This window comes from Georgenia sp. Z1344 (assembly GCF_049856295.1).
Classification (GTDB): Bacteria; Actinomycetota; Actinomycetes; order Actinomycetales; family Actinomycetaceae; genus JB111.
Genome location: NZ_JBNDMZ010000003.1, coordinates 235,224 through 259,546 on the forward strand (window position 1 = coordinate 235,224; position 24,323 = coordinate 259,546).

Below are 24,323 nucleotides of genomic sequence, written 5' to 3' on the forward strand. Positions count from 1 at the left end.
CAGCCGTGCCGAGCACGCTGCCCGCCTCCGGCGGGTGGCTGCCCGGCCAGGACCTGGGCGACCGCAGGCAGATGCCGATCGGGGCGGTCCGCCTCGAGGTCGGCGGCCGGCTCCCGCACGCCACCCTCGCCTACGAGACGTTCGGCGAGCTCAACGAGGACCGGTCCAACGCCGTCCTCGTCCTGCACGCCCTGACCGGCGACTCGCACGTGACGTCGCACCGGTCCGACGACGCGGCCGGGCCTGGCTGGTGGTCCGAGATCGTCGGGCCGGGCAAGGCGATCGACACGGACGAGTACTTCGTGCTCGCCCCCAACGTGCTCGGCGGCTGTCAGGGCTCGACCGGCCCCTCCTCCACCTCCCCCAACGGCATGCCCTGGGGCGCGCGGTTCCCCATCCTCACCGTCCGGGACCAGGTGGCCGCCGAGATCCGGCTCGCCGACGCGCTCGGCATCAGCTCGTTCGCGCTCGTCGTCGGCGGCTCCGTGGGTGGGCAGCGCGCGGTCGAGTGGGCGGTCACGGCCCCCGAGCGCGTCGAGCGGGTGGCGGTCGTGGCGTCCAACGCGCGCACGACCGCCGACCAGATCGCATGGGCCCACGCCCAGATCGGCGCGATCGAGCTCGACCCGGGCTGGCGCGGGGGCGACTACTACGACGCGGGTCCCGGCGAGGGGCCCTCCCGCGGCCTCGGGGTGGCCCGCCAGATCGCGCACACCACCTACCGATCCGCGTTCGAGCTCGAGGAGCGGTTCGGCCGCCTCCCGCAGGGCGCTGAGGAGCCGCTCGACGGCGGGCGGTTCGCCGTCCAGTCCTACCTCGACCACCACGCCGGCAAGCTCGCCGCCCGCTTCGACGCCGGGAGCTACGTGGCGCTGAGCCGGACGATGCTCACCCATGACATCGGGCGCGACCGCGGCGGCGTGGCCGAGGCGCTCGCGAGCATCACCTCCCGCACGCTCGCGGTGGCCGTCAGCTCGGACCGCCTGTTCGACCCCGCCGAGGCCCGGCGGATCGCGGACGGCGTGAGCGGGCCGTCGGACTACGTCGAGATCGACTCCCCGTACGGGCACGACGGGTTCCTCGTCGAGCACGAGCAGGTGGGGGCCGCGATCGCGCGGCTCCTGACCGAGGACCGGGTCGACTCGCTGAGCTGAGCGGGTCGGGGCGAGCGGCGTCCCTGCGTCCGGTGCCACCATGGGCGGGTGGACATCTTCCGACTCGGTCGCAGCTCGTCCGGCGGCCGCGCCGCGGACGACCCGGGGGCGACCGACACGCACTCGACCGCCGACACCGCCGTCGAGGAGGACGCCGTCCCCGACGCCACGGGGCGCAAGGTCCGCACCGGGGTCGGGCCCAACGCCCGCAGCTACCTTCTCGAGGCCGACCTCCCCCCGCTCGACGAGCCCGGCCCGCCGGGCGAGTGGGTGCCCGACCTCCTCGGCGCCGGGTTCCACGCGCGCACCCTTCCCCTGCCCGACGACGACGAGGGCGAGGTCGTCGCCACCCTCGTCGCCTACCGGCCCGCGGAGGACCCCGCCGCGCTCCCCGGGACGCCGGCCGTGCCGACCTGGGCGATGCTCTACCTGCACGGCTGGAACGACTACGTGCACAACGCCGAGCTCGCCCGCCGCGTCGCCGCCCTCGGCGGGGCGTTCTACGGGCTCGACCTGCGCAAGTACGGCCGGAGCCTGCGCGCGCACCAGTCCCGCGGGTACGTCGACTCGCTCTCGGTGTACGACGACGACATCCACGCCGCCCGCGACGTCGTCATGGCCGAGCTGGGCCTGGGCACCGACCTCGTCCTCGCCGGGCACTCGACCGGCGGGCTGACCGCCGCCCTGTGGGCCCACCGGCACCCCGGCGCCCTGCGCGCGCTCGTCCTCAACTCCCCCTTCATCAGCGCGGGCATGCCCGGGTTCGTGGGGGCGGCGACCACGCCGGTCGTCGAGCGGATCGCCCGGACCGCGCCGAGGACGGTCGTCCGCGTCAACCCCGTCGACGTCTACCAGCGCACGCTCGACGGCCTCGCCGAGGGGGACGAGGAGGAGGCCCCCGAGGACGAGGCCGACGACCGGTTCTGGACCGGGTGGGGGCTCGACCGGCGCTGGCGCATGGCCCCGGCCGGCCCCGTCCGGTTCGGCTGGCTCGCCGCCATCCTCACCGGGCAGCGACAGGTGGCGAACGGCCTCGAGATCACGTGCCCGGTGCTCGTGCTCACCTCCACGAGGTCGGCGCAGGCGCTCAAGTGGTCCCCCGACCTGCGCTTCGTCGACACCGTGCTCGATGTCGGCGCGATGCGGTCGGCCGCCCTCCGGCTCGGCCCGCTCGTCACCCTCGCCGCCTTCGAGGGGGCGGTCCACGACGTCACGCTGTCCGCACCGAACGTGCGCCGCGACGTCTACGACGAGCTGGCCCGCTGGGTGGGGGCCTACGTGCGGCGCTGATCAGCGCGGGCGGCGCGCGCCTCGCAGGAGGTCGAGCGCGATCCACGCGACGGCGAGCGCGAGCACCCCGACCGCGACCGCAACGACGGGCGTGGGCAGGAACGACCGGAGCCCGATGAGCGCGCCGGTCACGCCGTAGACCACGAGCGGCACGACCGGTGCCGCGCGACCGGCGAGCAGGACGCCCACGTGGACGAGGGTGCCGACGAGGAACCACATCGACCCGACGACGAGCAGCGTCCCGGCGGGCCCCTCCCGGAGCTCGGCCACCTGGGCCGGCGTGACGTACGGGAACACGTGGTTCGTCAGCGCCTCGATCGCGACGACGAGCGCGAGCCCGACGAGGTTGACCGCGCCCGCGAGCACGCCCCAGGCCCCTGTCCGTCGGGCGGTGGCGGCGACGAGCATCGCGATGAGGACGATCGCCAGGCTCTGCGCGAACGGAGCGAGGAGCTGGTTGAGGGCGACGGCAGGGACCACTCCGCCGAGCTTGAGGGCGTTGGACACGAGCAGAACGGCCGAGAGCAGGCCGGCCGCTCCGCCGACCGCACGGGCGGCACGGAGCGCGCCGTGCGGATCGACGAGGGGTCCGGGACCGTGGACGGGGTCGAGCGAGGGGGTCGAGGAGGTCGAGGGGTCGAGCACACGCGCGGAGGTGGACATAGGAGCTCCCTGGGAGTGCGACGCCCGCAAGAACGAGCGTGATAACGTTCGCTATCTAGAACGAACGTTATAGGCTGAGGCGCAGGACGGCCAGACTCCTCGTGTCACGATCGGGACACGAATCGGGTGCGGTGGACGGCGGGGCGCGGGTCACGTGCCGCCGCACGACGAGAAGAGGAACGATGTCGAGCAGGTCGGAGATCGACGAGTCGCTCATCGCCGGCGCCCTCGCGCTGGTCGCCACCTCGGGCAGCGCCGAGCTCTCGGTACGGTCGCTGGCATCCGCGGGCGGGCGTTCGACGATGTGCGTGTACTCCCACTTCGGCGGTCGGGGCGGACTGCTGACCGCCGCCTACGCGCGGGCGGCGGAGGGACTCCTGCAGGCGATGGACGCGGCGGTCTCCGATGCGACGGCCGCCGACGCGGCGGGACGCGCCCGGGAGGCCTATCTCGCGTGGGCCGGACAGGACCTGCGGCGGTACCGCCTCCTGTTCGCGAGCGAGCTCGAGCCGCTCGACATCGACCCCGCCGTCCGGGGACGGCTCGTCGACGACGTGGCGGAACGGCTCGGTGGCCGTGACCGCTGGGCCGCCGCGCACGGCGAGGTGAGCCTCGACCTCGTGACGATCGGCTGACCGGCCGCCCCCGCGTCAGGGGGTGACGCGGCCCAGCAGCAGCTCGGCGAGGTGCACGCCCCTGCGCCCGGCCAGCTGGTCCGCCTGCGTGCGGCAGGAGAAGCCGTCGGCGAGGAACGTGGCGTCCGGGTGCTCGCGGAGCGCCGGCAGGAGGGCGTTCTCGGCGACGGCGGCGCTCACCTCGGCGTGCCCCTTCTCCATCCCGAAGTTGCCGGCCAGGCCGCAGCAGCCCGCGAGGTTCGTCGTCGTCGCCCCGGTCGAGGCGATGAGCGCGCGGTCGGTCTCCCAGCCCATGACCGAGTGGTGGTGGCAGTGCGGCTGCGCCACGACCTCGACCCCGGTGAGGTCCGGCGCGCTCCACCGCTCCCCCGGGCCGATCGGGTCGGGCGCCGTGAGGAGCTCGGCGAGCGTGTACGTGCTGCTCGCGAGCAGGTGGGCGCGCGGGTCGTCCGGGAGGAGCTCGGGCATGTCGTCGCGCAGCGCCGCGGTGCACGACGGCTCGACGCCGACCACCGGGATGCCGTTGGCCGCGAACGGGGCGAGGACCCCGAGCAGGTCGCGCATCCGGGTCCGTGCGCCGTCGAGCTGGCCGGTCGAGATCCACGTGAGCCCGCAGCAGACCTTGTCCTCCGGGATGACCACCGTGTAGCCGGCGGCCTCGAGGAGCTCGACGGTGGCCTGCGCGCCGGCGCCGTCGAGGGTCTCGGAGAACGAGTCGGTGAACAGCACGACGTACCGTCGAGATTGCGGTTCGTGCACGTCGAGACTGCGGTTGGGGGCCGCACGATCGGCACCGTCTCGTCGAGACTGCGGTTCGTGCACGTCGAGACTGCGGTTGGGGGCCGCACGATCGGCACCGTCTCGTCGAGACTGCGGTTCGTGCGTATCGTTGCGGCTCGCGAGACCCGGGCCGTCCAGCGCCTCGGCCGACGCCGTGCGCACGGCGCCGCGCCCGCCGCTGCGTTTCTTCCACCAGGTCGTCAGGCGCTGCGTGGCGAAGCCCGGCATGGCGCGGGATGTGTCGACGCCGGCGATCGCGAACGCGAGCCTGCGCAGCGCGCCGACGCTGAGGACGGCGTTGGCGACGCGCGCGAGGCCGGGCACCCCGGTGACGAGGTTGGCGAGCACCGGGAGACGGCCGAGCGTGTAGTGGGTCCGCGGCCGGAGCTTCCCCTCGTACGCGCGGTGGAGCGTCTCGGCCTTGAGCCGCGCGACGTCCATCCCCGCGGGGCAGTCCGCCGAGCACGCCTTGCAGGACAGGCACAGGTCGAGCGACTCGAGCAGCGCCGGGTCGTCCCACCGCGCGACGAGCTCGCCGTTGGTCACCTCCTGCAGGACGCGGGCGCGCCCGCGGGTGACGTCCTTCTCGTCCTTCGTCGCCTGGTAGCTCGGGCACATGAAGCCGCCCGACGCCGAGCTGTCCGCCCGGCACTTCCCCACCCCGGTGCACCGATGCGCGGCGCGCGTGACGTCGCCACCGTCCTCGCTGAATGCGAACCCACCGCCACGGGCGACCGGCAGCGGCTTCGCGGCTGGCCGGCGCAGGTACGCGCCGACGGGGTCCGGGTCGACGAGCACACCCGGGTTGAGCGACACCTTCGGGTCGAACAGGTTCTTGACCTGCCCGAACAGGCCCATCACCTCGGGTCCGTACATCCGGTCGAGCAGCTCGGACCGAGCGCGACCGTCGCCGTGCTCCCCGGAGAGCGATCCCCCGTGCGCCACGGCGATGTCGGCCGCCTCGGCCACCGTCTCCGCGAACTCCCGCGCGCCGCGCGCGCCGTCGTCGAGGGGGAAGTCGACGCGCACGTGGACGCACCCGTCCCCGAAGTGGCCGTAGAGCAGGCCGTCGAGGCCGCGACGGTCGAGCATGGCCATGAAGTCGCGCAGGTAGGCCCCGAGGTTCTCCGGGGGGACGGCGGCGTCCTCCCAGCCCGGCCACGCCGGCATGCCGGCGGGCGTGCGTCCGCCGAGCCCGGCGCCGTCGGCCCGGATCCGCCACAGGGCGTCCGCCTCGGCTCCCGCGGGGACGACGACCGCCGCATCCGTCGATCCGGCGGCGGCGAGCGCGCGCGCCCGGGCGAGGACGTCGGCGTCGGACTCGTGCTCCTCTGCACCGACCTCGACCATGAGCCAGCCCTGCCCCGCGGGCAGCTCGGGAACGGCGCCGGGCCCCTTGGCACGGCGCACGACGTCGACGAGCCTGGCGTCGAGCCCCTCGACGGCGAGCGGCCGGTGCTCGAGGAGGGCCGGCACGGCGTCGGCGGCGGCGATCATGTCCGGGTAGCCGAGGACGACGAGCACGGGCCGCGCCGGGACCGGCACGAGCCGCACGGTGCCGCCGAGCATCGTGACGAGCGTGCCCTCGGACCCGACGAGCATCTTCGCCAGGTCGCGTCCGTTCTCCGGCAGCAGGTGCTCGAGGGAGTAGCCGGAGACCTGACGGCCGAACCGGCCCAGCTCCGACCGGATCGGCCCAAGCCCCCTCGTGACCAGGTCGGACAGTCCGTCGACCACGTCGAGCGCGTTCCGTCCCGAACCCGCCGTGAAACGGCGGCCGAGCCCGTCGACGACGTCGAGCGAGTGGACGTTGTCCGCCGTGCGGCCGTAGGCGAGCGCGTGGGGTCCGCACGCGTTGGTGCCGATCATCCCGCCGATCGTCGCGCGGTTCTGCGTGGACGGGTCCGGGCCGAACCGCAGACCGTGCGGCGCGGCCGCGCGCTGGAGGTCGGCGAGCACGACGCCGGGCTCGACGACAGCGGTGCGCGCGTCCGGGTCGATCTCGCCGATGCCCGTGAGGTGCCGGGACACGTCGAGGACCACGCCGGGACCGACCGAGTTGCCGGCCGTCGAGGTCCCGCCGCCGCGCAGGGTGACCGGCGCGCCGGCGGCGCGCGCCACGTCGAGCGCGGCGAGGGTGTCCGGTACGTCGCGCGGGACGACGACGACCTGCGGGACCACGCGGTAGTTCGAAGCGTCGGTCGAGTACTCCGCGCGGCGGCGCGTGCCGTCGGAGACCTCGCCGTCGACCGCCGACCGGAGCGAGGCGGCGAGCTCGTCGGTGCCGGGGGTCGCCGTCGTCGTGCTCATCCCCCCATGATCACCCCTGCCGGACCACCCGGGCGCCGGGGGCCGCGGGTCGGGACGTCCGAGGCGTCACCAGGTCGACGACGAACCGCAACCTCGATGGGCACCAACCGCAATCTCGACGAAGAAGGGGTCAGCGGGTGGCGTCCTCCCCCTGCACCGCCGCGCGGCCGGCCTCGAGGCGCGCGATCGGCACCCGGAACGGGGAGCAGGACACGTAGTCGAGCCCGACGGACTCGAAGAAGTGGATCGACTCCGGGTCGCCGCCGTGCTCGCCGCAGACCCCGAGCTTGAGGCTCGGCTTCGTCGACCGGCCGCGCTCGGCACCGATCCGCACGAGCGCGCCCACGCCGTCGGCGTCGATGGTCTCGAACGGGGAGATCGTCAGCACGCCGTTGGCGAGGTAGTCGGCGAAGAAGGCGCCCTCGACGTCGTCGCGGGAGAAGCCCCACGCCGTCTGGGTGAGGTCGTTGGTGCCGAACGAGAAGAAGTCCGCCTCGTCGGCGATGCGCTCCGCCGTCATGGCGGCCCGCGGGAGCTCGATCATGCAGCCGATCGGGATGTCGAGCGTGACGCCGTGCTCGGCGGCGACGTCGGCGACCACCTGCTCCGCCTCGTCGCGCACGATCTGCAGCTCGCGGCGCGAGCCCACGAGCGGCACCATGATCTCCGGCCGGGGCCTGCCCCCGGCGGCGATCCGCCGCGCAGCGGCCTCGGCCACGGCGCGGATCTGGAGCGCGAACAAGCCCGGGATCTTCAGGCCGAGCCGCACGCCGCGCAGGCCGAGCATCGGGTTGGACTCGTGCATGCGCCGCACGGCCGCGAGCAGCGCCCGCCTGCGCTCGACCTTCGCGCCGTCCTCGCCCCGCTCCTCGGCGAGCGCCACCTCGACGGACAGCTCGGTGAGGTCGGGCAGGAACTCGTGCAGCGGCGGGTCGATGAGCCGGATCGTGGCCGGCAGCCCGTCCATCGCCGTAAGGATCCCCTCGAAGTCGGACCTCTGCGGCTCGAGCAGGCCGGCCAGGGCGGCGTCCCGCTCGGCGTCCCCGTCGGCGAGGATGAGCCGTTCGACGAGCTCGCGCCGATCGCCGAGGAACATGTGCTCGGTGCGGCACAGGCCGATGCCCTGGGCACCGCGCTCGCGGGCGCGCTGCGAGTCGTCCGCGTTGTCGGCGTTGGCACGCACGTCCATGCGGCGCCGGGCGTCGGCGTGGCTGAGCAGGCGGTGGACGGCCTCGACGAGCTCGCGCGGGTCGACGTCGTCGCCCGCGGCCGCCAGCCCGGCGTCGATCCCGCCGGAGATGTAGGCCATGACCGGCGAGTCGGAGACCGGGACGTCGCCGAGGAAGACCTCGCCGGTGGTGCCGTCGATGGCCACGACGTCGCCCGGCCGGAGCACGTGCTCGCCGATCGTCACGGTGCCGGCCTCGACGTCGACGACGATCTCCTCGGCGCCGACGACCGCGCACGTGCCCATGCCGCGGGCCACCACGGCCGCGTGCGAGGTCTTGCCGCCGCGCGAGGTGAGCACGCCCTTGGCCACGATCATCCCGCCGAGGTCGTCCGGGTTGGTCTCGCGCCGCACGAGGATGACGTCGGCGCCGGCCGCGGCGCGGGCCTCCGCCTGGGCGGTGTCGAGGACGATCTCGCCGACGGCGGCACCCGGCGAGGCCGACAGGCCGGTCGTCAGGTGCTCCTTGGCGGCGGCGGGGTCGAACTGGGGGAACATCAGCTGGCTGAGCTGCGCGCCGGTCACCCGTCCGAGGGCCTCGTCCATCGTGATGAGGTTCTCGTCGACGAGCTGGGTCGCCACCCGGAAGGCGGCCCCCGCGGTCCGCTTGCCCACGCGGGTCTGGAGCAGCCACAGCTTGCCCTGCTCGATCGTGAACTCGATGTCGCACAGGTCGCGGTAGTGGGTCTCGAGCCGGCGCATCGCGGCGCGCAGGTCGGCGTACGAGCCCGGGTCCAGCGTCTCGAGGTCGGTGAGGTGGAGGGTGTTGCGGATGCCCGCCACCACGTCCTCGCCCTGCGCGTTGACGAGGTAGTCGCCGTACATCCCCGACTCGCCGGTGGACGGGTCCCGCGTGAAGCAGACGCCGGTGCCCGAGGAGTCCCCGAGGTTGCCGAACACCATCGTCACGACGTTGACGGCGGTGCCGAGGTCGTCCGAGATGCGCTCGCGGCGGCGGTAGAGCCGCGCCCGGTCGGTGTTCCACGACCGGAACACGGCCTCGACCGCGAGGTCGAGCTGCTCGCGCGGGTGCTGCGGGAACTCCCGCCCCGCGTTGTCGCGCACGATCGCCTTGTACTCGTCGACGAGCTCGCGCAGGTCCTCCTCGGTGAGGTCGACGTCCGCCGCCGCCCCGCGCGCCGCCTTCTTCGCGTCGAGCGCGTCGGAGAACAGCTCCCCGTCGACGTCGAGGACCGTCTTGCCGAACATCTGGATGAGGCGCCGGTAGGAGTCCCAGGCGAAGCGCGCGTCCCCGGCGAGCTCGGTGAGGCCCTGCACGGACGCGTCGTTGAGCCCGATGTTGAGGACCGTGTCCATCATCCCGGGCATCGAGAACTTCGCCCCGGAGCGCACCGACACGAGCAGCGGGTCGTGGAAGTCGCCGAGCGAGCGACCCGCGGTGTCCTCGAGCTCGCGCAGCGCGAGCGTCACCTCGACCCGCAGGTCGGGGGGCACGTCGCCGTCGCGCAGGTACGCCCGGCACGCCTCGGTGGTGATCGTGAATCCCGGGGGCACGGGCAGCCCGAGCCGGGTCATCTCGGCCAGGTTCGCCCCCTTCCCGCCCAGGAGGTCCTTCTGGTCCTTGTCACCCTCGGTGAACCGGTACACGTACGTCGCCATCGCCGTCCCTCACTTGTGTTCACAGCGCACGCCGCCTCGTGCGCATACGTGCACCGTAGGGAAGCCCTCGCCCCGCCGGGCCCGTTTGTCACCATGTGGAACTCGGCGTGCCGCCGTGACCGACCGCATGCTGGACCGCGCGGCGCACGGTCGCCGCGCACCCGCCACCTGGGGCAGGATCTCTTGGTGCCCGCCCACTTTCTCCTCCTCTCGTCGCGCCCCGAGCAGCGCGCCGCGGACGACGAGCACACGGCGATCGCCCGCCACATGGGCGTGCCCACCGAGCGCGTCGTCCGCCTGTCGATGACCGACGACGCCTACGTCGCGCCCGACCCGACCGCGTTCGCCGGTGTCCTCCAGGGCGGCTCGCCGTTCACCGGCTCCACGCCCCTCGAGGAGCAGTCGGACCTCCAGCGCCGCACGGAGGACCGGCTCGGCGAGGTGCTCGACCGGGTCGTGGCCTCGGCCGTGCCGTTCATGGGCCTGTGCTACGCGGTCGGCACGCTGACGCGGCGCCTGGGAGCCGTTGTCGACGAGACCTACGGGCGCGGCACCTCCGCCGTGCGGGTCAGGCTGACCGAGGAGGGGCGGGCCGACCCGCTGCTCACCGACGTGCCGGACGCGTTCGACGCCTACGTCGGACACCACGAGGCGGTGACCGTCGCCCCGCCGGGGTCCGTGCGGCTCGCGACCTCGGCCCCCACGCCTGTCCAGATGCTGCGGACCGCGCCGGACCAGTACGTCACCCAGTTCCACCCCGAGCTCGACACCGCGGGCCTCGTGCGGCGGATGACCGACTACCGGCACTCGGGCTACTTCCCGTCCGACGAGTTCGACCGGGTCGTCGCCGAGATCTCGCGCGCCCGGGTCGACGACGCCCACCGCGTCCTGGAGGCCTTCGCCCGCCGCTACGGCTGACCGCGGGTCCTGTCGATGGGGAGAACTTCGGTGACGACGAGGTCACCGCGAGGTCCCGAAACGGTTGCCGGCGTGGCCGGGGCCGCCCCGTCCTGCGACGGTTCGATCATGCGAACGACGACACCCACGACCACCCGACGACGACGAACCCCCCGCCGCGCGACCGCCGTGCTCGCGCTCGGGCTAGCCGCCACGCTCAGCGCCTGCGGGTCCTCCGGCTCCGGCGGCGACGAGGCGCACGAGGATGCGGGCGTCCCCGCGTACGAGGAGTCCGTCGAGAGCGCCGACCAGGCCGAGGGCGGCGCGGCCGACAGCGGCGCCGACCCCGCGGCGGACGCCGCCCAGGTCACGGCCGACGGCGTCGACCGGGTGGTCGTCACCACCGGGGACGCGACCGTCGTCGTCGAGGACCCCGTCGCCGCGACCGAGGAGGTCGTCACCCTCGTCGAGACCTACGAGGGCCGCGTCGAGGGTCGTCAGCAGAACAGCAGCGCGGAGCGGCCGTGGGGCCAGGTGGTCGTCCGGGTCGCGCCCGAGGAGACCGACGCCTTCCTCGCGGACCTCGGCGAGATCGGCGAGGTCGACCAGGTGGCGACCACGGCCGACGACGTCACCGGCACGGTCCGGGACCTCGACGCCGAGATCAGCGCGCTCGAGACCTCCGTCGCCCGGCTCGAGGGCCTGATGGAGGAGGCGGGGTCGGTGGCGGACCTGCTGGCCGCCGAGACCGAGCTGACCACCCGGCAGGCCGAGCTCGACCAGCTCCGGGCCCAGCGCACGGACCTCGGCGAGCAGGCCGCGATGTCCACCCTCACCGTAGATCTCGTCACCGAGGACGCGCCGTCCACCACCGGGGAGCAGTCCGGCTGGTCGGAGATGTGGGAGGACGCGAGCGAGGCGTTCACCGGGGCGATCCAGGGCATCGTCGTGGCGGTCGCCGCGCTCGCGCCGCTGCTCGTGGCGCTGGGGATCGTCGCGGCGATCGTCGTCGTCGTCGTGCGCCGGAACCGCGCGCGCACCCGGGAGCGCGAGGAGGCCACGCGGGCCATGCACGCCGAGGCGCAGGCGCTGGACCAGACCCGCGCGCGGCGCGGGCCGCAGCACCCGGACGGACCTGCGACGCAGGCGGGCGGCCGGGTGCCCGCCGGTCGTCCGGGCACCTCGGGGACGCCGCAGGACGGGCCCCAGCAGGACGGGCCACAGCAGGACAGCTCGCCGAAGGACTGAGGCCGACCCCGGTCACAACGAACGGCGGGGGCCGGAGGTGGATGTCCACCTCCGGCCCCCGCCGTCGTCCTGCGTGCGGTCGACCGCCCGGGATCAGCTGCCCGGCTGCATCTGGCCGGGCCCACCGGTGTCGCCCCCAGGGGTGGCCGTCTGGAGCGCCCGCCCGGCCGTGGCCACGCGCTCGGCCTCGGGGCGCTCGACCTTCTCGATCGGCCCGTCGTGGTCGACGAACTCGAAGGTCAGCTCGCCGAGGATGCCCTCGCCGGTGGCGTCGACCTTGATGAGCTGCCCGGCCTTGACCTCGCTGAACAGGATCTTCTCGGACAGGACGTCCTCGATGTCCCGCTGGATCGCGCGGCGCAGCGGACGCGCGCCGAGCACCGGGTCGTAGCCGCGCTCGGCGAGCAGGGCCTTGGCGGCGTCGGTCAGCTCGATCGTCATCTCCTGGTCGCGCAGGCGGGCGTCCAGGCGGGCGATCATGAGGTCGACGATCTGGACGATCTCCTCCTGCGAGAGCTGCGGGAAGACGATCGTGTCGTCGACACGGTTGAGGAACTCGGGCCGGAAGTGCTGCTTGAGCTCGTCGTTGACCTTGTTCTTCATCCGCTCGTACGAGGTGGACAGGTCGCCGGAGGCCTGGAAGCCCGTCTGCAGGCCCTTGGCGATGTCCTTCGTGCCGAGGTTCGTCGTCATGATGATGATCGTGTTCTTGAAGTCAACGACCCGACCCTGGGAGTCGGTGAGGCGACCGTCCTCGAGGATCTGCAGCAGCGAGTTGAACAGGTCCTGGTGGGCCTTCTCCACCTCGTCGAACAGGACCACCGAGAACGGACGACGCCGGACCTTCTCCGTCAGCTGGCCGCCCTCCTCGTAGCCGACGTACCCGGGGGGCGCGCCGAAGAGGCGAGAGACGGTGTGCTTCTCGGAGTACTCCGACATGTCGAGCGTGATGAGCGCGTCCTCATCCCCGAACAGGAACTCGGCGAGCGCCTTGGCGAGCTCGGTCTTCCCGACGCCGGTGGGGCCGGCGAAGATGAACGAGCCGCCCGGACGACGCGGGTCCTTGAGGCCGGCGCGCGTGCGGCGGATCGCCTGGGAGAGGGTCGAGATCGCCTCGTCCTGGCCGATGACCCGCTTGTGCAGCTCGTCCTCCATGTGGAGCAGCTTCGCCGACTCCTCCTCGGTGAGCTTGACGACCGGGATGCCGGTCGACATCGCGAGCACCTCGGCGACGAGCTCCTCGTCGACCTCGGAGACCACGTCGAGGTCGCCCTCGCGCCAGTCCTTCTCGCGCTGCTGGCGGCGCTCGGTGAGCTGACGCTCGTCGTCGCGCAGGGAGGCGGCCTTCTCGAAGTCCTGGTCGTCGATCGCGGACTCCTTCTCCCGGCGCACCTCCTCGATCTGGTCGTCGAGCTCGCGCAGCTCCGGCGGCGCCGTCATCCGGCGGATGCGCAGGCGCGCGCCCGCCTCGTCGATGAGGTCGATCGCCTTGTCCGGCAGGTGCCGGTCGGAGACGTAGCGGTCGGCGAGCGTGACGGCCGCCTGCAGGGCGGAGTCCGTGATCGAGACCCGGTGGTGGGCCTCGTAGCGGTCACGCAGTCCCTTGAGGATCTCGACCGCGTGCGGGACCGACGGCTCCGGCACCTGGATGGGCTGGAACCGGCGCTCGAGCGCGGCGTCCTTCTCGATGTGCTTGCGGTACTCGTCGACGGTCGTGGCGCCGATCGTCTGGAGCTCGCCGCGGGCGAGCATCGGCTTGAGGATCGAGGCGGCGTCGATCGCGCCCTCCGCGGCACCAGCGCCGACGAGCGTGTGGATCTCGTCGATGAACAGGATGATGTCGCCGCGCGTGCGGATCTCCTTGAGCACCTTCTTCAGGCGCTCCTCGAAGTCACCGCGGTAGCGGGAACCGGCCACCAGCGAGCCGAGGTCGAGCGTGTAGAGCTGCTTGTCCTTGAGCGTCTCGGGGACGTCGCCCTTGACGATGTCCTGGGCGAGGCCCTCGACCACGGCGGTCTTGCCGACGCCGGGCTCGCCGATGAGGACCGGGTTGTTCTTCGTGCGGCGCGAGAGCACCTGCATGACCCGCTCGATCTGCTGCTCGCGGCCGATGACCGGGTCGAGCCGGCTCTCGCGCGCCGCCTGCGTGAGGTTGCGGCCGAACTGGTCGAGCACGGCGGAGCCGGAGGGCTGCCCCTCGGCGGGGCCGCCGGCGGCGACGGCCTCCTTGCCCTGGTAGCCCGAGAGCAGCTGGATGACCTGCTGGCGCACGCGGTTGAGGTCGGCGCCGAGCTTGGTCAGCACCTGGGCGGCGACGCCCTCGCCCTCGCGGATGAGGCCGAGGAGGATGTGCTCGGTCCCGATGTAGTTGTGGCCGAGCTGGAGGGCCTCGCGCAGCGAGAGCTCGAGCACCTTCTTCGCGCGCGGCGTGAAGGGGATGTGGCCGGCCGGGGCCTGCTGGCCCTCGCCGATGATCTCGGTGACCTGGGCACGGACGGCCTCGAGCGAGATGTCGAGCGCCTCGAGCGCCTTCGCCGCCACTCCCTCGCCCTCGTGGATGAGCCCGAGGAGGATGTGCTCGGTCCCGATGTAGTTGTGGTTGAGCATCCTCGCCTCTTCCTGGGCGAGGACGACGACGCGACGGGCGCGGTCGGTGAACCGTTCGAACATGGGCACTCCCTGGGTGTGGTGCGGTCGCCGCACGGGTCGAGCGGGGACCCTCTGCGGGCGTTCGACGACGATAACCGCGCGAGGGTGCCGTACCTGCCCGTGTTCGCCATGGGCGTGAGCGGTCGTCGCGGGCGGGGACCTCGGCCCACCCCGGGCACTTGCCGCCGCGCCGGGGGCCGCCGACGATAGGGGCATGTCGACCGACGAGCAGCCGCTGGGCCGCGGGGTACTCATCCTCGCCGCCCTCGTCACGGCTGCCCTCGTGGGCGCACTCACCCTCACCGTCATCCTGTGGCCGCGCGGCGGCGACGACGGCGCGACCGACGGCGATGCCCTCACCCTCGAGGACCCGGGCACGTCCGAGACGGAGTCCGACGGCGGCGCGGACGTCGAGGAGCCGACCACGCAGGCGCCGGAGCAGGAGACCGAGGAGGAGACCGGGACCGGGCTGCGCGACCTCACCGACAGCGCCCTGGACGAGGCGGAGCGCCTCCGGGAGCGCGCCGACGAGGAGGCCCGCGAGCTTCGCGACCGCGCCGAGGAGGAGGCACGGAGCCGGTTCAGCGACCCCCTCGACACGCTGCGCGAGCTGTTCGGCCGGGGCGACGCCGAGGAGGACGACGCGGAGGACGCCACGCCGTCCGGACCGGGCGGCGACGAGGACGAGGACGATCGGGACCGCGGTCGTGACCGCGGCGAGGACCACTCCGACGACGACGAACGGCGCGACGCCGACCGCGGCGAGCGCGACGGCAACGGCAACGGCAACGGCAACGGCAACGGTGAGGGTCGCGGCGGCGAGGGCGAGGGCGACGACGCGCCCGAGGACGACCGCAGCATCCTCGACGAGCTCATCGACGGCGCGCGCGACTACTTCCGCCCCTGACGACCGGGTCCGTCACGCGCCGCGACTCCCCGCCGCGGCCGCCAGCCCGTCGAGGATGACGGCGAGACCGAACTCGTAGGCGCTGCGCGCGTCGGCGGCGGCCCCCTGGGCCTCCCCCGCCGCGGCCCCCACGCGGGAGGCGAGCGGGAACCTCTCCTCGACCCCGAGCTCCGCCAGCCGCGCCCCCTCCCGCTCCCACCACTGCGCCGTCGACTCCTCCGCGTTCTCGACCCGCGCGGCCGCCATCGCCCGCGCCGCCCCCCGCACGTGCCCGAGCACGAGGGCGAGCGCCCGGTCGCGCGCGACGTCGTCGAGGCCGAGGGGTTCGAGCGCAGCGAGCTCGTGCTCGTACGCGCCGAGGGTGCCGGGCCCCAGCACGGCGCGCTCGGTCTCCACGTGCGCGAGCCACGGGTGCTCGGTCATGAGCGCGAGGTTCTCGGCCGCGACCTGCTCGAGCATGTCCCGCCAGGAACCGGCGAGCGGTCGGCGGGCGTGCCGCGCCCGGCAGTCGTCGACCATGAGCTCGACGAGCTGCGCGCGGTCGGTCACGTGCCCGTAGAGCGTCATCACGCCGACGCCGAGGCGCCCGGCCACGCCGCGCACGGACAGGCCGTCCAGCCCGCGTTCGTCGGCCTCGGCGACGCCCGCCGCGACGACGTCGTCGACGCCGATCCGGGGGCGGCGGCCGGGGCGGGCGGGGAGGGGGCGCTCGCCGCGCCAGAGGAGATCGATCGTGTGCACGTGACCTGCCCGTCCCTTCCGGGGGTTGCTTTCCGTACAGCGTACTGCCACAGTATCCGTGCGCTGTACGGAATCCGCGGCGCGGCGACCGTCCCGGTCGACCACGAGCACGACGAAGGAGAGCCCATGTCGTTCACACCCACCGGATTCGCGATCTCGCTCAACGTCCCGGACCCGAGCGCCTCCGCCGGGTTCCTCCGCGGGCACTTCGGGTACGAGACCGCCATGGAGCACGACGGCGTCGTCTCGCTCGCGCACCCCGCCGGGGGCTCCAACGTCATCCTGCTGCGCACCGGGCTGGAGACCTTCACCCCGGCCGACGTCGCCGGGAGCGCGGGCGAGGGCCTGCTCCTCGTGATGGAGACCGACGACCTCGACGGCGACCACGCACGCCTCGTCGCGCGCGGCGTCGAGGTCGTCACGCCACCCGAGACGGAGCCGTGGGGCGAGCGGTTCGTCCAGTACCGCGACCCGAACGGCCTGGTGGTGCAGCTCGTCCAGTGGGTCTGACCAGACCCGCGGACTACGCGCCGGCGCCGGCCGCCGGCTCGGACTCGACGAGGACGGTGACCGGCCCGTCGGCGACCATCTCGATCTCCATGTGGGCCCCGAACCGGCCGGTGGCCACCTCGACGCCCGCCGCGCGCAGCCGCTCGACCACCTCCGCGACGAGCGGCTCGGCCACGGGCCCCGGGGCGGCCGCCGACCACGACGGGCGGCGCCCCTTGCGGGTGGCCCCGTAGAGCGTGAACTGGGAGACGACGAGGACCGGCGCGGCGGCGTCGAGCACGGAGCTCTCGTCGTCGAGGATCCGCAGCTCGGCGATCTTGCGGGCGACGACCTCGGCCTGGGCGCCGGCGTCGCCGTGCGTGACCCCGACCAGGGCGAGCAGCCCGGGCCGGTCGATCTGCCCGACCACCTCGCCGTCGACGCGGACGGCCGCCCGGGTGACGCGTTGGAGGACGGCCCTCATCGCAGCGCCCGGCCGGCGGGGTGCCGGCGTGGCGGCAGCGGCGGCGGCGCGAGGTCGCTCGGCGAGAACCTCACGAACGCCAGGCGGTCGGCGGCCGGTCGTCGAAGCCGCCGCGACCACCGCGGCCACCCCGACCACCGCGGCCACCGCGACCGCCGCGCCTGCGGGGCGAGGCGTCGCGGACGGCGGGTCGCACGTCGGCGAGGTAGACGGCTCCGGCGACCACGGCCGCGAGCGAGAGCAGGCCGCCCACTCCCCCGCCGACCCCGATCGGCGGCGGCACCGACACCAGCGAGACGCCGAGCGAGGCCGCGAGGATGACCATCCAGACGCGCCGCTGGAGCTTGCCGGCCGCCACGTAGGCCGCGTCCTTGCGCATGAGGGAGTCGACGAGCGCCCACCCGGTGAGCACGACCGCGCCGAGGCTCAGCGCGAGCATGACGTAGGTCTGGAGGGCGGCGAACATGACTGACACGGTAGTCGCCGCACGCCCGGTGCAGCTGCCGGGCCGCGGCATCCGGCACGCGGCGACGGTCAGGACGCCGGGCGCTGCTCGTCGTCGTCGTGCTCCTCGTGGTCCTCGTGGTCCTCGGCGTCGATCCACCGCCAGCCGCCGTCGACGGCGGGGAGCTGCGTGCGCGCGTCGGCGGCGGTCATGCCGGCGATCTGGAGGACGTCGACGACCAGGGAGCGCAGGACCGACACGAGGGTCTGCGTGGGCCAGCCGTCGGAGGCGTAGTCGTCGGGGTCGAGGGTGTGCGCGGCCTCGGTGAGCCGGGTGCGCGAGAGGTCGGGGGCGTCGCCGCGGCCGAGCTCCACGGCGAGGAGCCGCAGCCCGGAGGACATCGCGTCGAGCGAGCGCGCGAGGTCCGGCCGCGGCCCCGTCTCGACCACGCTCTCCGCCTTGCGGGCCACGACCCGGGCGTTGCGCACGGCCCGGTCCGCGAGGACGGAGGCCCGGGCGAGCCGCCGGACCTCCCCGCGGTCGCCGCGCATCGTGGGGTTGACCGCGATGACCTGCCGCGCGTTGCGGACCGTGCGCTCCCACGTGTCGAGGACCTGCTGCGTGTCCCGGCCGAGCGTGAGGGCGTCCCGGGCGAGCTCGCGGTCGCCGAGCCGCAGCCCCTCGCCGAGGGTGCGCAGGAGGTCGGCGAGGTCGGTGATCGCGGCCTGCGCGCGGCGCCGGGGCCGACGGATCGCGTTGTCCGGCAGGAACGCCGCGACGGCGAACGCGAGGGCGGCGCCGACGAGGGCGTCGCTCCAGCGCCCGAAGGCGCCGTCGGTCACCGCCGCGCTCGCCGGCATCGCGATGACGACGATCCCCTGGATGCCGGCCTGGTAGGTGAGCAGCTCGCCCCGGTCGACCACGCGGGCCAGCATCGTGGCGACGACGAGGACGGCGAAGACCTGGACCGGCCCGACGCCGAACAGCGAGGCGAACAGCTCCCCGAGGGCGACCCCGAGCGTGCAGCCGACACCGAGCTCGGCCACCCGCCGCAGCTGCCGGTCGGAGGTGAAGCCGAGGCAGAGCCACGCCGCCGTCGGGGCGAAGATCGGCATCTCGTGCCCGAGCACCTCCGAGGAGATGAGGAAGGCCAGCGCCGCGGCGGCCGCGGCCACGACCGACGGGACGAACGCCCAGCGCGCGCGCCGGGTCCCCTGCCGCAGGCGCGTGCGGGCGTGCAGGGCGAGGCGGCGCAGACCTCGGTCGGGGCGCCCCTCCTCGTCCGCCACCGGGTCTACCTCAGGCGGCGCAGACCCGCGCCGGGCCGCTCGCCCGGCCGGGCGTCGGTGACCCCGGAGGGGTCGACGACGACCTCTTGCGCGGCCGTGACGCCGCCGGTGGTGAGGACGGCGTCGGTCGGGACCGAGCGCTTGACGACCGCGAGCGCGAGCGGGCCGTCGGTGCCGTGCCGGACCACGGAGGTGAGGCGGCCGACGACCTTGCCGTCGTTCTCGACCGGGGCGCCCGCCTCCGGGGTGATGTGCTCGCTCCCGTCGAGGTGGAGGAGCACGAGGCGGCGCGGCGGCCGGCCGAGGTTGACGAGCTTGGCCACCGTCTCCTGGCCGCGGTAGCAGCCCTTGGTCAGGTGGACGCCGGTGCGCAGCCAGTCGAGCTCGTGCGGCAGGGTCCGGTCGTCGACCTCGCGGCCGTGCCGCGGGCGGTAGGCCGCGACCCGTACGGCCTCCCACGCCCAGGTGCCGGCGAGCGAGCCGACCGACCGGGCGTCGGCGGGCGCGAGCGCGGCGGCGACGGCCTCCTCGAGCCGGTCACGCGCGAGGAGGGCGAGGACGACCGGGTGGTCCGCGCCGGGGTGGTCGGCGTCGGCGGGCCCGTAGGCGGTGGAGCCGGGCGCGGTGACGGGCCACGGGTCGTCCCACACGGCGAGCGGGTCTGCGGCGCGCAGCCGGTCGCGGCCGCCCCCGAGGGCCCCGAGGACCGCGACGTCGGCGCGGACGCGGACCTCGACGTCGAGCATGAACCGCATCGAGTCGAGGAACGCGGCGAGCGGGGCGGCGCAGGCGCCCTCGACGACGAGCCACGTGGTCTCGGCGTCGTCGACCACGGCGGCCGCGAACGCGATGTGCCCCTGGTTGTCGAGCAGGAGGAGCTCGGCGGCCTGCCCGGGCGTGAGGTCCCGGACCCACTGCGAGGACAGGGTGTCGAGCCAGGTGAGCCGGTCGGCGCCCGAGACGGTGACGACGCCGAGCTGGGAGAGGTCGACGACCGCGTCGCCCGCCTCGAGCGCACGCTGCTCGTGCACCGGGCGGCCGAGGTGGAGCGGCACGCCGGCGTCGGGGCCGGAGCCCTCGACGGCGCCCTCGCGCGCGAGCAGCGGGGAGGGCTGGGGGTGCCAGTCGGTGAGGTCCGGCGCGGCGGCCGGGGCGGTGCCGGGCAGCATCACTCGACCCGTCCGAGCCGGCCGGAGGCGTAGGGGGCGAGCGGCTTGCCGAAGGCCGCGATGTCCCGCGCCCACATGAGATCGGACTGCACGAGCCCGAGCATCCAGGAGCCCGCCGACAGCTCGGACGCGCTGGGTGAGCGGACGACCGCGTCGGTGGTCAGCTCGATCCGGGCGGGCTGCGAGCGCCCGACGTACAGCGAGAGGTGGCCGGCCGGGTCCGCGAGCAGGACCTCGAGCTCCGCGGTCTGCGGGGCGGGCTGCCCGGCGGGGACCGGCTCGCCGGGCACCGTGCGGACGTAGCCCGTCTCGGTCGACCACTGCTGGCCCTTGACGAGGTTCGCGTAGCGCTCGAGGCCGGGCATCTCGTTGGCCACGGGCCCGGACAGCCCGGGCTCGGCGAGCCAGATCGTGGCCTGCCAGCGCAGGTAGGGGCCGCCGTCGTGGTCGACCTCGATCTCCTGGACCACGACCTGCTCGTCGATGCCGTCGTAGCCGATCGCGCCGGACCCGTGCCACGTCCCGACGAGCCACGCCACCGGGTAGTTCTCGGGTGCCAGTCCCTCGGGGAACGTGAACGTCATGCCACCAGGGTAGGCGAGCGCGCGGACGGCGTCGCCGGGCGGGGCGCTCCTCGACCTACGTGGTACCGAGCAGGATGACGGTGACGACCGCCCCGACGGCGAGGAGCGGGATCGTGGCGGCGGCGAGTGCCGGGCGCAGCCGCGAGGAGCTCGGCGAGCGGGCGGACGTGCGGTGCAGCGCGGCGGTGAGGACGCCGACCACGAGGCCGAGGAGGGCGCCGCGCCACCAGCCGACGTCGGGGACGAGCGCCCCGAACCCGGCGGTGACGAGGCCGCCGGCCGTGACCGCGAGGCTCGCCGCGAGCCAGGAGGTGACGGGCAGCGCGGCGCATGCCGTGCCGACCACGACGGCGAGCGCGCCGGCCGTCACCCACTGCTCGCCGCCCGGCTCGCGGGCCACGACGAACCAGCCGGTGCCGAAGGACATGAGGGCGAGGCCGAGGACGTCCCCGGCGACGGACTCGGTGAGCCGGGGCCGGCCGTCGCGCCGGACCATCTGGTGGACGAACGCGGTGGCGACAGCGCCCGCGACGAGCAGCACGACCCGGTCGAGGCCGCCGAACCACACGACGCCCGGGATGACGAGCGCCCCGCCGGAGAGGAACCAGGCGGCGCCCGAGCCGTGCGGGAGGTCGAGCAGGCGCGGGAGCCCGACCGCCAGGAGGATCGAGCACACGAGGGTGACGACCGCGACACCCGCGGGCGGCCCGAGGGAGACGGCGGCGAGGACCGCCGCGAGGACCGCGGTCAGCGCCGCGCGCAGCGACGTCCCGCGCCGCGAGGGCGGGACGGAGCGCGGGGACGGCGACGACACCGGTCGATCATCCCAGGTCCGTCCCGGTACGCCGGGAACCGGGCGCCCCCGACCCGCATAGACTGCACAGCCGGACCGAAGGAGAGCGGATGGCCGAGCTGGTGCTCCTCACCGCCGACCCGGGCGGTGCCGTCCGGGCGCTGCCCGCCCTCGCCCTGCTCCGGCACCGCGTCACCCTCGCGCCGCTGACGATGAGCGCGCTCGTGGCTCAGGACCGCGCCGACGTGCTGCTGGTCGACGGGCGCCACGACCTCGTCGGGGCCCGGGCGCTGTGCCGCACCGCCGGGGTCGGGGGGACGCTGCCGGAGGGCGTGCCGCTGCTGCTCGTCCTCGCCGAGGGCGGGTTCGCGGCCGTCTCGACCGAGTGGGGCGCCTGGGACGTGGTGCTCGAGAGCGCCGGTCCCGCCGAGGTCGAGGCCCGCCTGCGCATGCTGCTCGACCGCTCCGCCCCCGCCCGCGCGCAGGCCCTCGCGGGGTCCGGGGCGGGCACCGGCATCGGCTCCGGCCCGGGTGACGAGGCGGAGGTCATCGAGGCCGGCGATCTCGTCATCGACACGACGGCGTACACCGCCCGGGTCCGCGGCCGGGTGCTCGATCTCACCTTCCGCGAGTTCGAGCTGCTCCGGCACCTCGCCGCGCACCCCGCCCGCGTCCACACCCGCGCCCAGCTCCTCCAGGCCGTGTGGGGGTACGAGTACTACGGCGGCACGCGCACCGTGGACGTGCACGTCCGCCGGCTGCGCGCTAAGCTCGGCGCCGAGCACGACCAGCCCATCGGCACGGTGCGCAACGTCGGCTACCGGTTCGAGGTCCGAGCGGCGGGGTCCGGGGACGACCGGCCGGGCGACGACGCGGACGGCACCGGCGACGACCGACCCGCGCGCCGGGACGCGCCGGCCGGGAGCTGACGGCCGCGAGCTGACGGCAGCGATCTGACGGCCGGGACGTGACAGCCGGCGGCGCGAGGGCGTACGTTGGATCTCGACGGCGGGCCGCGAAAGCCCCGGGCTCCAACATTTGCCGCTACGAGCGGCCTTCGCGCCGACAGGCGCTCTCCGGTCCGCCGTCCCTCCTTCGCCGGTGACGTCCCCCGGCACCCCAGGACCCCGTCCGGACGGGCCCCTCGATCGCGCGCGCCCGCCTGTTAGGGTTCCCGTTCATCCGCCCGTCACGCCTCGTTCACCTGGAGTCGCCGTGCGCCTGTCGCGCCGCCCGTCCGTGGTGTCCGGGGACGGACCCAGCCTCGCGTCGAGCTCCCGCCTCATGGTCGACACGGCCATGCTGCTCGTCCGGGTCGTCGGCGCCACGACGGCTGACGTCCCCGAGCTCGACGAGCAGGTCGGCGACATCGCCCGGAGCACCGACCGGCTCGGCGAGGAGGTGACGGACCGCCTCGTCGGCGACCTCGTCCTGCCGTTCGAGCGCGGGGACCTCCATCGCGTGCTCTCGGCCCAGCGCGTCGTCGTGCGCACGCTGCTGCGGGTGTCCCGCACGCTGCTCGCCGACCGGTCCGCCCCCACGCACCACTCGGTCGTCCACGCCGCCGACGAGGTGCTGCGGGCCGCCGAGCTGGTGGGCGTCGCCACCGGGGCGCTGCGCGCGACGGGGCGGCTCGCCGACATCGCCCGCGAGACGGCCCGGGTCCGGGAGGACCTCGAGGCCTCCCTCCAGCGGGCCGTCCGCACGGCGTCGACCTCTGCCACGACCGACCGCTCCCCCGCGGCCGCCCCCCACGTCGTCCTCGCCGCGCTCGCCGACGCGGTCGCGGGCTGCGCCGACGTCGTCGTCGACATGCGGATCCTCGCGGCGGGAGCCGGCCGCCGGTGACGGACGTCCTCCTCGCGCTCGCGGTCCTGCTCGGCCTGGGGTTCACGTTCTCCGTCGGGGTCCAGGACGCCTCCAACGCCGTGGCCACCGCCGTGGCCACCCGCTCCCTCGGCCCGCGCTCGGCCACCCGGTGGGCGGCCGTCATGGTGCTCGTCGGGTCGCTCGCGGGCTGGTGGCTCCACCCGGCCCTGTCCGACCAGGCGGGCCTCGGCGTCGCCGAGCTGCCGGGCGGCGACCCCGGCCTCGCGGTCCTCGCGGTGGCGCTCGCCTGCGCGACCGGCTGGCTCGCGCTCGCGGCCCGCCTCGGCCTCCCGGTCTCGACCACGTACACGCTCGTCGGCGCCCTGGCCGGCGCGGCGGCCACGAGCGGCGCGCGCGTGGACTGGGCGCGGCTCGGCACCGGTGTCCTCGCCCCCATGGTCCTCAGCGCCGTGGCGGCGCTGGCGGTGACCTACGCGGGTACGCAGCTGGGCCGCAGGCTGGCGATGTCCACCCCCGCCGACCGGGTGGAACCGGCCGCCCGCGTCGCGCTGGCCGCCGCGACCACCGCGTCGGCGATGCTCATCGGCCTGCTCAGCAGCGCGAAGTCGGTCCTCGTGCTCGTCCTCGCCCTCACGCTCGCCGGTCGGGCCGCCGGGGAGGTGCCGGCCTGGGTCGTCGTCGCCACCGCGTGCGCCCTCGCCGCGGGGACGGCGATGGGCGGGCGCCGGATCATCGCCACCCTCGGCGACCTCATGGTCGGGCGCGCGGTCACCCGCGGGGCGTTCATCCAGGGAGCCGCGGTGACGGTGTTCGGCGTCGTCGCGCTCGCCCCCGGGCTGCCGGTCTCGACGACCCACACGATCGGGTCGGCCATGATCGGCTCGGGCCTCGTCACGCCCGGCCGCATGCAGTGGTCGACCGCCCGCCGGGTGCTCGTGGCGTGGCTCGTCACCCTCCCCGCCGTCGGGATCGTCTCCGCCCTGCTCGCCGGCATCGTCCACCAGAGCCTCACCGCGCTCCCCATGGGCTGAAGTCCCCCGGTCGAGCGGGGTTTCCGGGCCCCCGCTGGCGATATCCTTCCCAAGGCCTCACCGGCTCCGACCTCTCTCCCTTCCGGA

General features: G+C 74.7%; 21 protein-coding genes. 10 read left to right on the forward strand and 11 right to left on the reverse strand.

The genetic code is table 11. The features are described from left to right. The first annotated feature begins 5 nt into the window (after positions 1 to 5). Positions 6 to 1,154 (forward strand): homoserine O-acetyltransferase MetX, encoded by a 1,149-nt coding sequence (gene metX, locus ACPYO6_RS04585; protein ID WP_425713710.1) that lies wholly within the window; start codon positions 6 to 8, stop codon positions 1,152 to 1,154. Positions 1,155 to 1,202: 48 nt separating this feature from the next. Beyond that, positions 1,203 to 2,444, forward strand: a complete 1,242-nt coding sequence (locus tag ACPYO6_RS04590) for an alpha/beta hydrolase (protein WP_425713711.1) — start codon at positions 1,203 to 1,205, stop codon at positions 2,442 to 2,444. Here the strand turns inward: ACPYO6_RS04590 and ACPYO6_RS04595 are convergent, their stop codons facing one another. Continuing rightward, positions 2,445 to 3,107, reverse strand: coding sequence for a hypothetical protein (locus tag ACPYO6_RS04595; RefSeq protein ID WP_425713712.1), 663 nt, complete (start codon positions 3,105 to 3,107; stop codon positions 2,445 to 2,447). It lies immediately after the preceding gene. A gap of 182 nt (positions 3,108 to 3,289) precedes the next feature. Between ACPYO6_RS04595 and ACPYO6_RS04600 the strand changes: the two genes are divergently transcribed. After that, complete coding sequence (locus ACPYO6_RS04600) at positions 3,290 to 3,742, forward strand: TetR/AcrR family transcriptional regulator (RefSeq protein ID WP_425713713.1); 453 nt, start codon at positions 3,290 to 3,292, stop codon at positions 3,740 to 3,742. Positions 3,743 to 3,757: 15 nt separating this feature from the next. Here the strand turns inward: ACPYO6_RS04600 and ACPYO6_RS04605 are convergent, their stop codons facing one another. Together ACPYO6_RS04605 and ppdK are read right to left on the reverse strand one after the other, a co-directional pair. Then, the gene (locus tag ACPYO6_RS04605; protein WP_425713714.1) at positions 3,758 to 6,832 is read right to left on the reverse strand and encodes an FAD-linked oxidase C-terminal domain-containing protein; all 3,075 of its coding nucleotides are present in this window, start codon (positions 6,830 to 6,832) and stop codon (positions 3,758 to 3,760) included. 130 nt (positions 6,833 to 6,962) lie between these two features. Further along, entirely contained in the window at positions 6,963 to 9,680 is a 2,718-nt protein-coding gene (gene ppdK, locus ACPYO6_RS04610; RefSeq protein ID WP_425713715.1) for a pyruvate, phosphate dikinase, read from the reverse strand. Between the two features lie 186 nt (positions 9,681 to 9,866). Between ppdK and ACPYO6_RS04615 the strand changes: the two genes are divergently transcribed. Both ACPYO6_RS04615 and ACPYO6_RS04620 read left to right on the forward strand, forming a co-directional pair. Then, positions 9,867 to 10,598, forward strand: coding sequence for a glutamine amidotransferase (locus ACPYO6_RS04615; RefSeq protein WP_425713716.1), 732 nt, complete (start codon positions 9,867 to 9,869; stop codon positions 10,596 to 10,598). A gap of 108 nt (positions 10,599 to 10,706) precedes the next feature. Further along, positions 10,707 to 11,825 carry a DUF4349 domain-containing protein gene (locus tag ACPYO6_RS04620; protein ID WP_425713717.1) on the forward strand — a complete coding sequence of 373 codons (1,119 nt, stop codon included), beginning with the start codon at positions 10,707 to 10,709 and terminating at the stop codon, positions 11,823 to 11,825. Positions 11,826 to 11,918: 93 nt separating this feature from the next. On the opposite strand, the gene ACPYO6_RS04625 is transcribed toward ACPYO6_RS04620, so the two are convergent. Then, positions 11,919 to 14,495 (reverse strand): ATP-dependent Clp protease ATP-binding subunit, encoded by a 2,577-nt coding sequence (locus ACPYO6_RS04625; protein WP_425713718.1) that lies wholly within the window; start codon positions 14,493 to 14,495, stop codon positions 11,919 to 11,921. 193 nt (positions 14,496 to 14,688) lie between these two features. Between ACPYO6_RS04625 and ACPYO6_RS04630 the strand changes: the two genes are divergently transcribed. Further along, a complete protein-coding gene (locus tag ACPYO6_RS04630; protein WP_425713719.1) occupies positions 14,689 to 15,381 on the forward strand; it encodes a hypothetical protein in 693 nt (230 codons plus the stop codon). Positions 15,382 to 15,393: 12 nt separating this feature from the next. Here ACPYO6_RS04630 and ACPYO6_RS04635 read toward each other — a convergent pair whose 3' ends face one another. Further along, positions 15,394 to 16,122 (reverse strand): TetR/AcrR family transcriptional regulator, encoded by a 729-nt coding sequence (locus ACPYO6_RS04635; protein ID WP_425713720.1) that lies wholly within the window; start codon positions 16,120 to 16,122, stop codon positions 15,394 to 15,396. 126 nt (positions 16,123 to 16,248) lie between these two features. Between ACPYO6_RS04635 and ACPYO6_RS04640 the strand changes: the two genes are divergently transcribed. Next, the gene (locus ACPYO6_RS04640) at positions 16,249 to 16,632 is read left to right on the forward strand and encodes a VOC family protein (RefSeq protein WP_425713721.1); all 384 of its coding nucleotides are present in this window, start codon (positions 16,249 to 16,251) and stop codon (positions 16,630 to 16,632) included. A 13-nt stretch (positions 16,633 to 16,645) separates the two neighbouring features. On the opposite strand, the gene dtd is transcribed toward ACPYO6_RS04640, so the two are convergent. The 6 genes from dtd to ACPYO6_RS04670 all read right to left on the reverse strand — a co-directional run bounded on the left by dtd (position 16,646) and on the right by ACPYO6_RS04670 (position 21,396). Beyond that, positions 16,646 to 17,095, reverse strand: coding sequence for a D-aminoacyl-tRNA deacylase (gene dtd, locus ACPYO6_RS04645; RefSeq protein ID WP_425713722.1), 450 nt, complete (start codon positions 17,093 to 17,095; stop codon positions 16,646 to 16,648). A 70-nt stretch (positions 17,096 to 17,165) separates the two neighbouring features. After that, positions 17,166 to 17,561 carry a DUF2516 family protein gene (locus ACPYO6_RS04650; RefSeq protein WP_425713723.1) on the reverse strand — a complete coding sequence of 132 codons (396 nt, stop codon included), beginning with the start codon at positions 17,559 to 17,561 and terminating at the stop codon, positions 17,166 to 17,168. 68 nt (positions 17,562 to 17,629) lie between these two features. Continuing rightward, positions 17,630 to 18,829 (reverse strand): FUSC family protein, encoded by a 1,200-nt coding sequence (locus tag ACPYO6_RS04655; protein ID WP_425713724.1) that lies wholly within the window; start codon positions 18,827 to 18,829, stop codon positions 17,630 to 17,632. A 5-nt stretch (positions 18,830 to 18,834) separates the two neighbouring features. Beyond that, positions 18,835 to 19,998: a YgfZ/GcvT domain-containing protein gene (locus ACPYO6_RS04660; protein WP_425713725.1), complete on the reverse strand. Its 1,164-nt coding sequence runs from the start codon at positions 19,996 to 19,998 to the stop codon at positions 18,835 to 18,837. Continuing rightward, positions 19,998 to 20,582, reverse strand: coding sequence for an FABP family protein (locus ACPYO6_RS04665; RefSeq protein ID WP_425713726.1), 585 nt, complete (start codon positions 20,580 to 20,582; stop codon positions 19,998 to 20,000). The genes ACPYO6_RS04660 and ACPYO6_RS04665 overlap by 1 nt, the downstream gene beginning before the upstream one ends. Positions 20,583 to 20,637: 55 nt before the next feature. Further along, positions 20,638 to 21,396: a hypothetical protein gene (locus ACPYO6_RS04670; protein ID WP_425713727.1), complete on the reverse strand. Its 759-nt coding sequence runs from the start codon at positions 21,394 to 21,396 to the stop codon at positions 20,638 to 20,640. A gap of 89 nt (positions 21,397 to 21,485) precedes the next feature. Here ACPYO6_RS04670 and ACPYO6_RS04675 point away from each other — a divergent pair, with 89 nt between their 5' ends. The 3 genes from ACPYO6_RS04675 (at position 21,486) to ACPYO6_RS04685 (ending at position 24,236) form a co-directional block, all read left to right on the forward strand. Next, complete coding sequence (locus tag ACPYO6_RS04675) at positions 21,486 to 22,304, forward strand: winged helix-turn-helix domain-containing protein (RefSeq protein ID WP_425713728.1); 819 nt, start codon at positions 21,486 to 21,488, stop codon at positions 22,302 to 22,304. A gap of 286 nt (positions 22,305 to 22,590) precedes the next feature. Further along, positions 22,591 to 23,223, forward strand: a complete 633-nt coding sequence (locus tag ACPYO6_RS04680) for a hypothetical protein (protein ID WP_425713729.1) — start codon at positions 22,591 to 22,593, stop codon at positions 23,221 to 23,223. Beyond that, positions 23,220 to 24,236 (forward strand): anion permease, encoded by a 1,017-nt coding sequence (locus tag ACPYO6_RS04685; RefSeq protein ID WP_425713730.1) that lies wholly within the window; start codon positions 23,220 to 23,222, stop codon positions 24,234 to 24,236. The genes ACPYO6_RS04680 and ACPYO6_RS04685 overlap by 4 nt, the downstream gene beginning before the upstream one ends. The last annotated feature ends 87 nt before the right edge of the window (positions 24,237 to 24,323 follow it).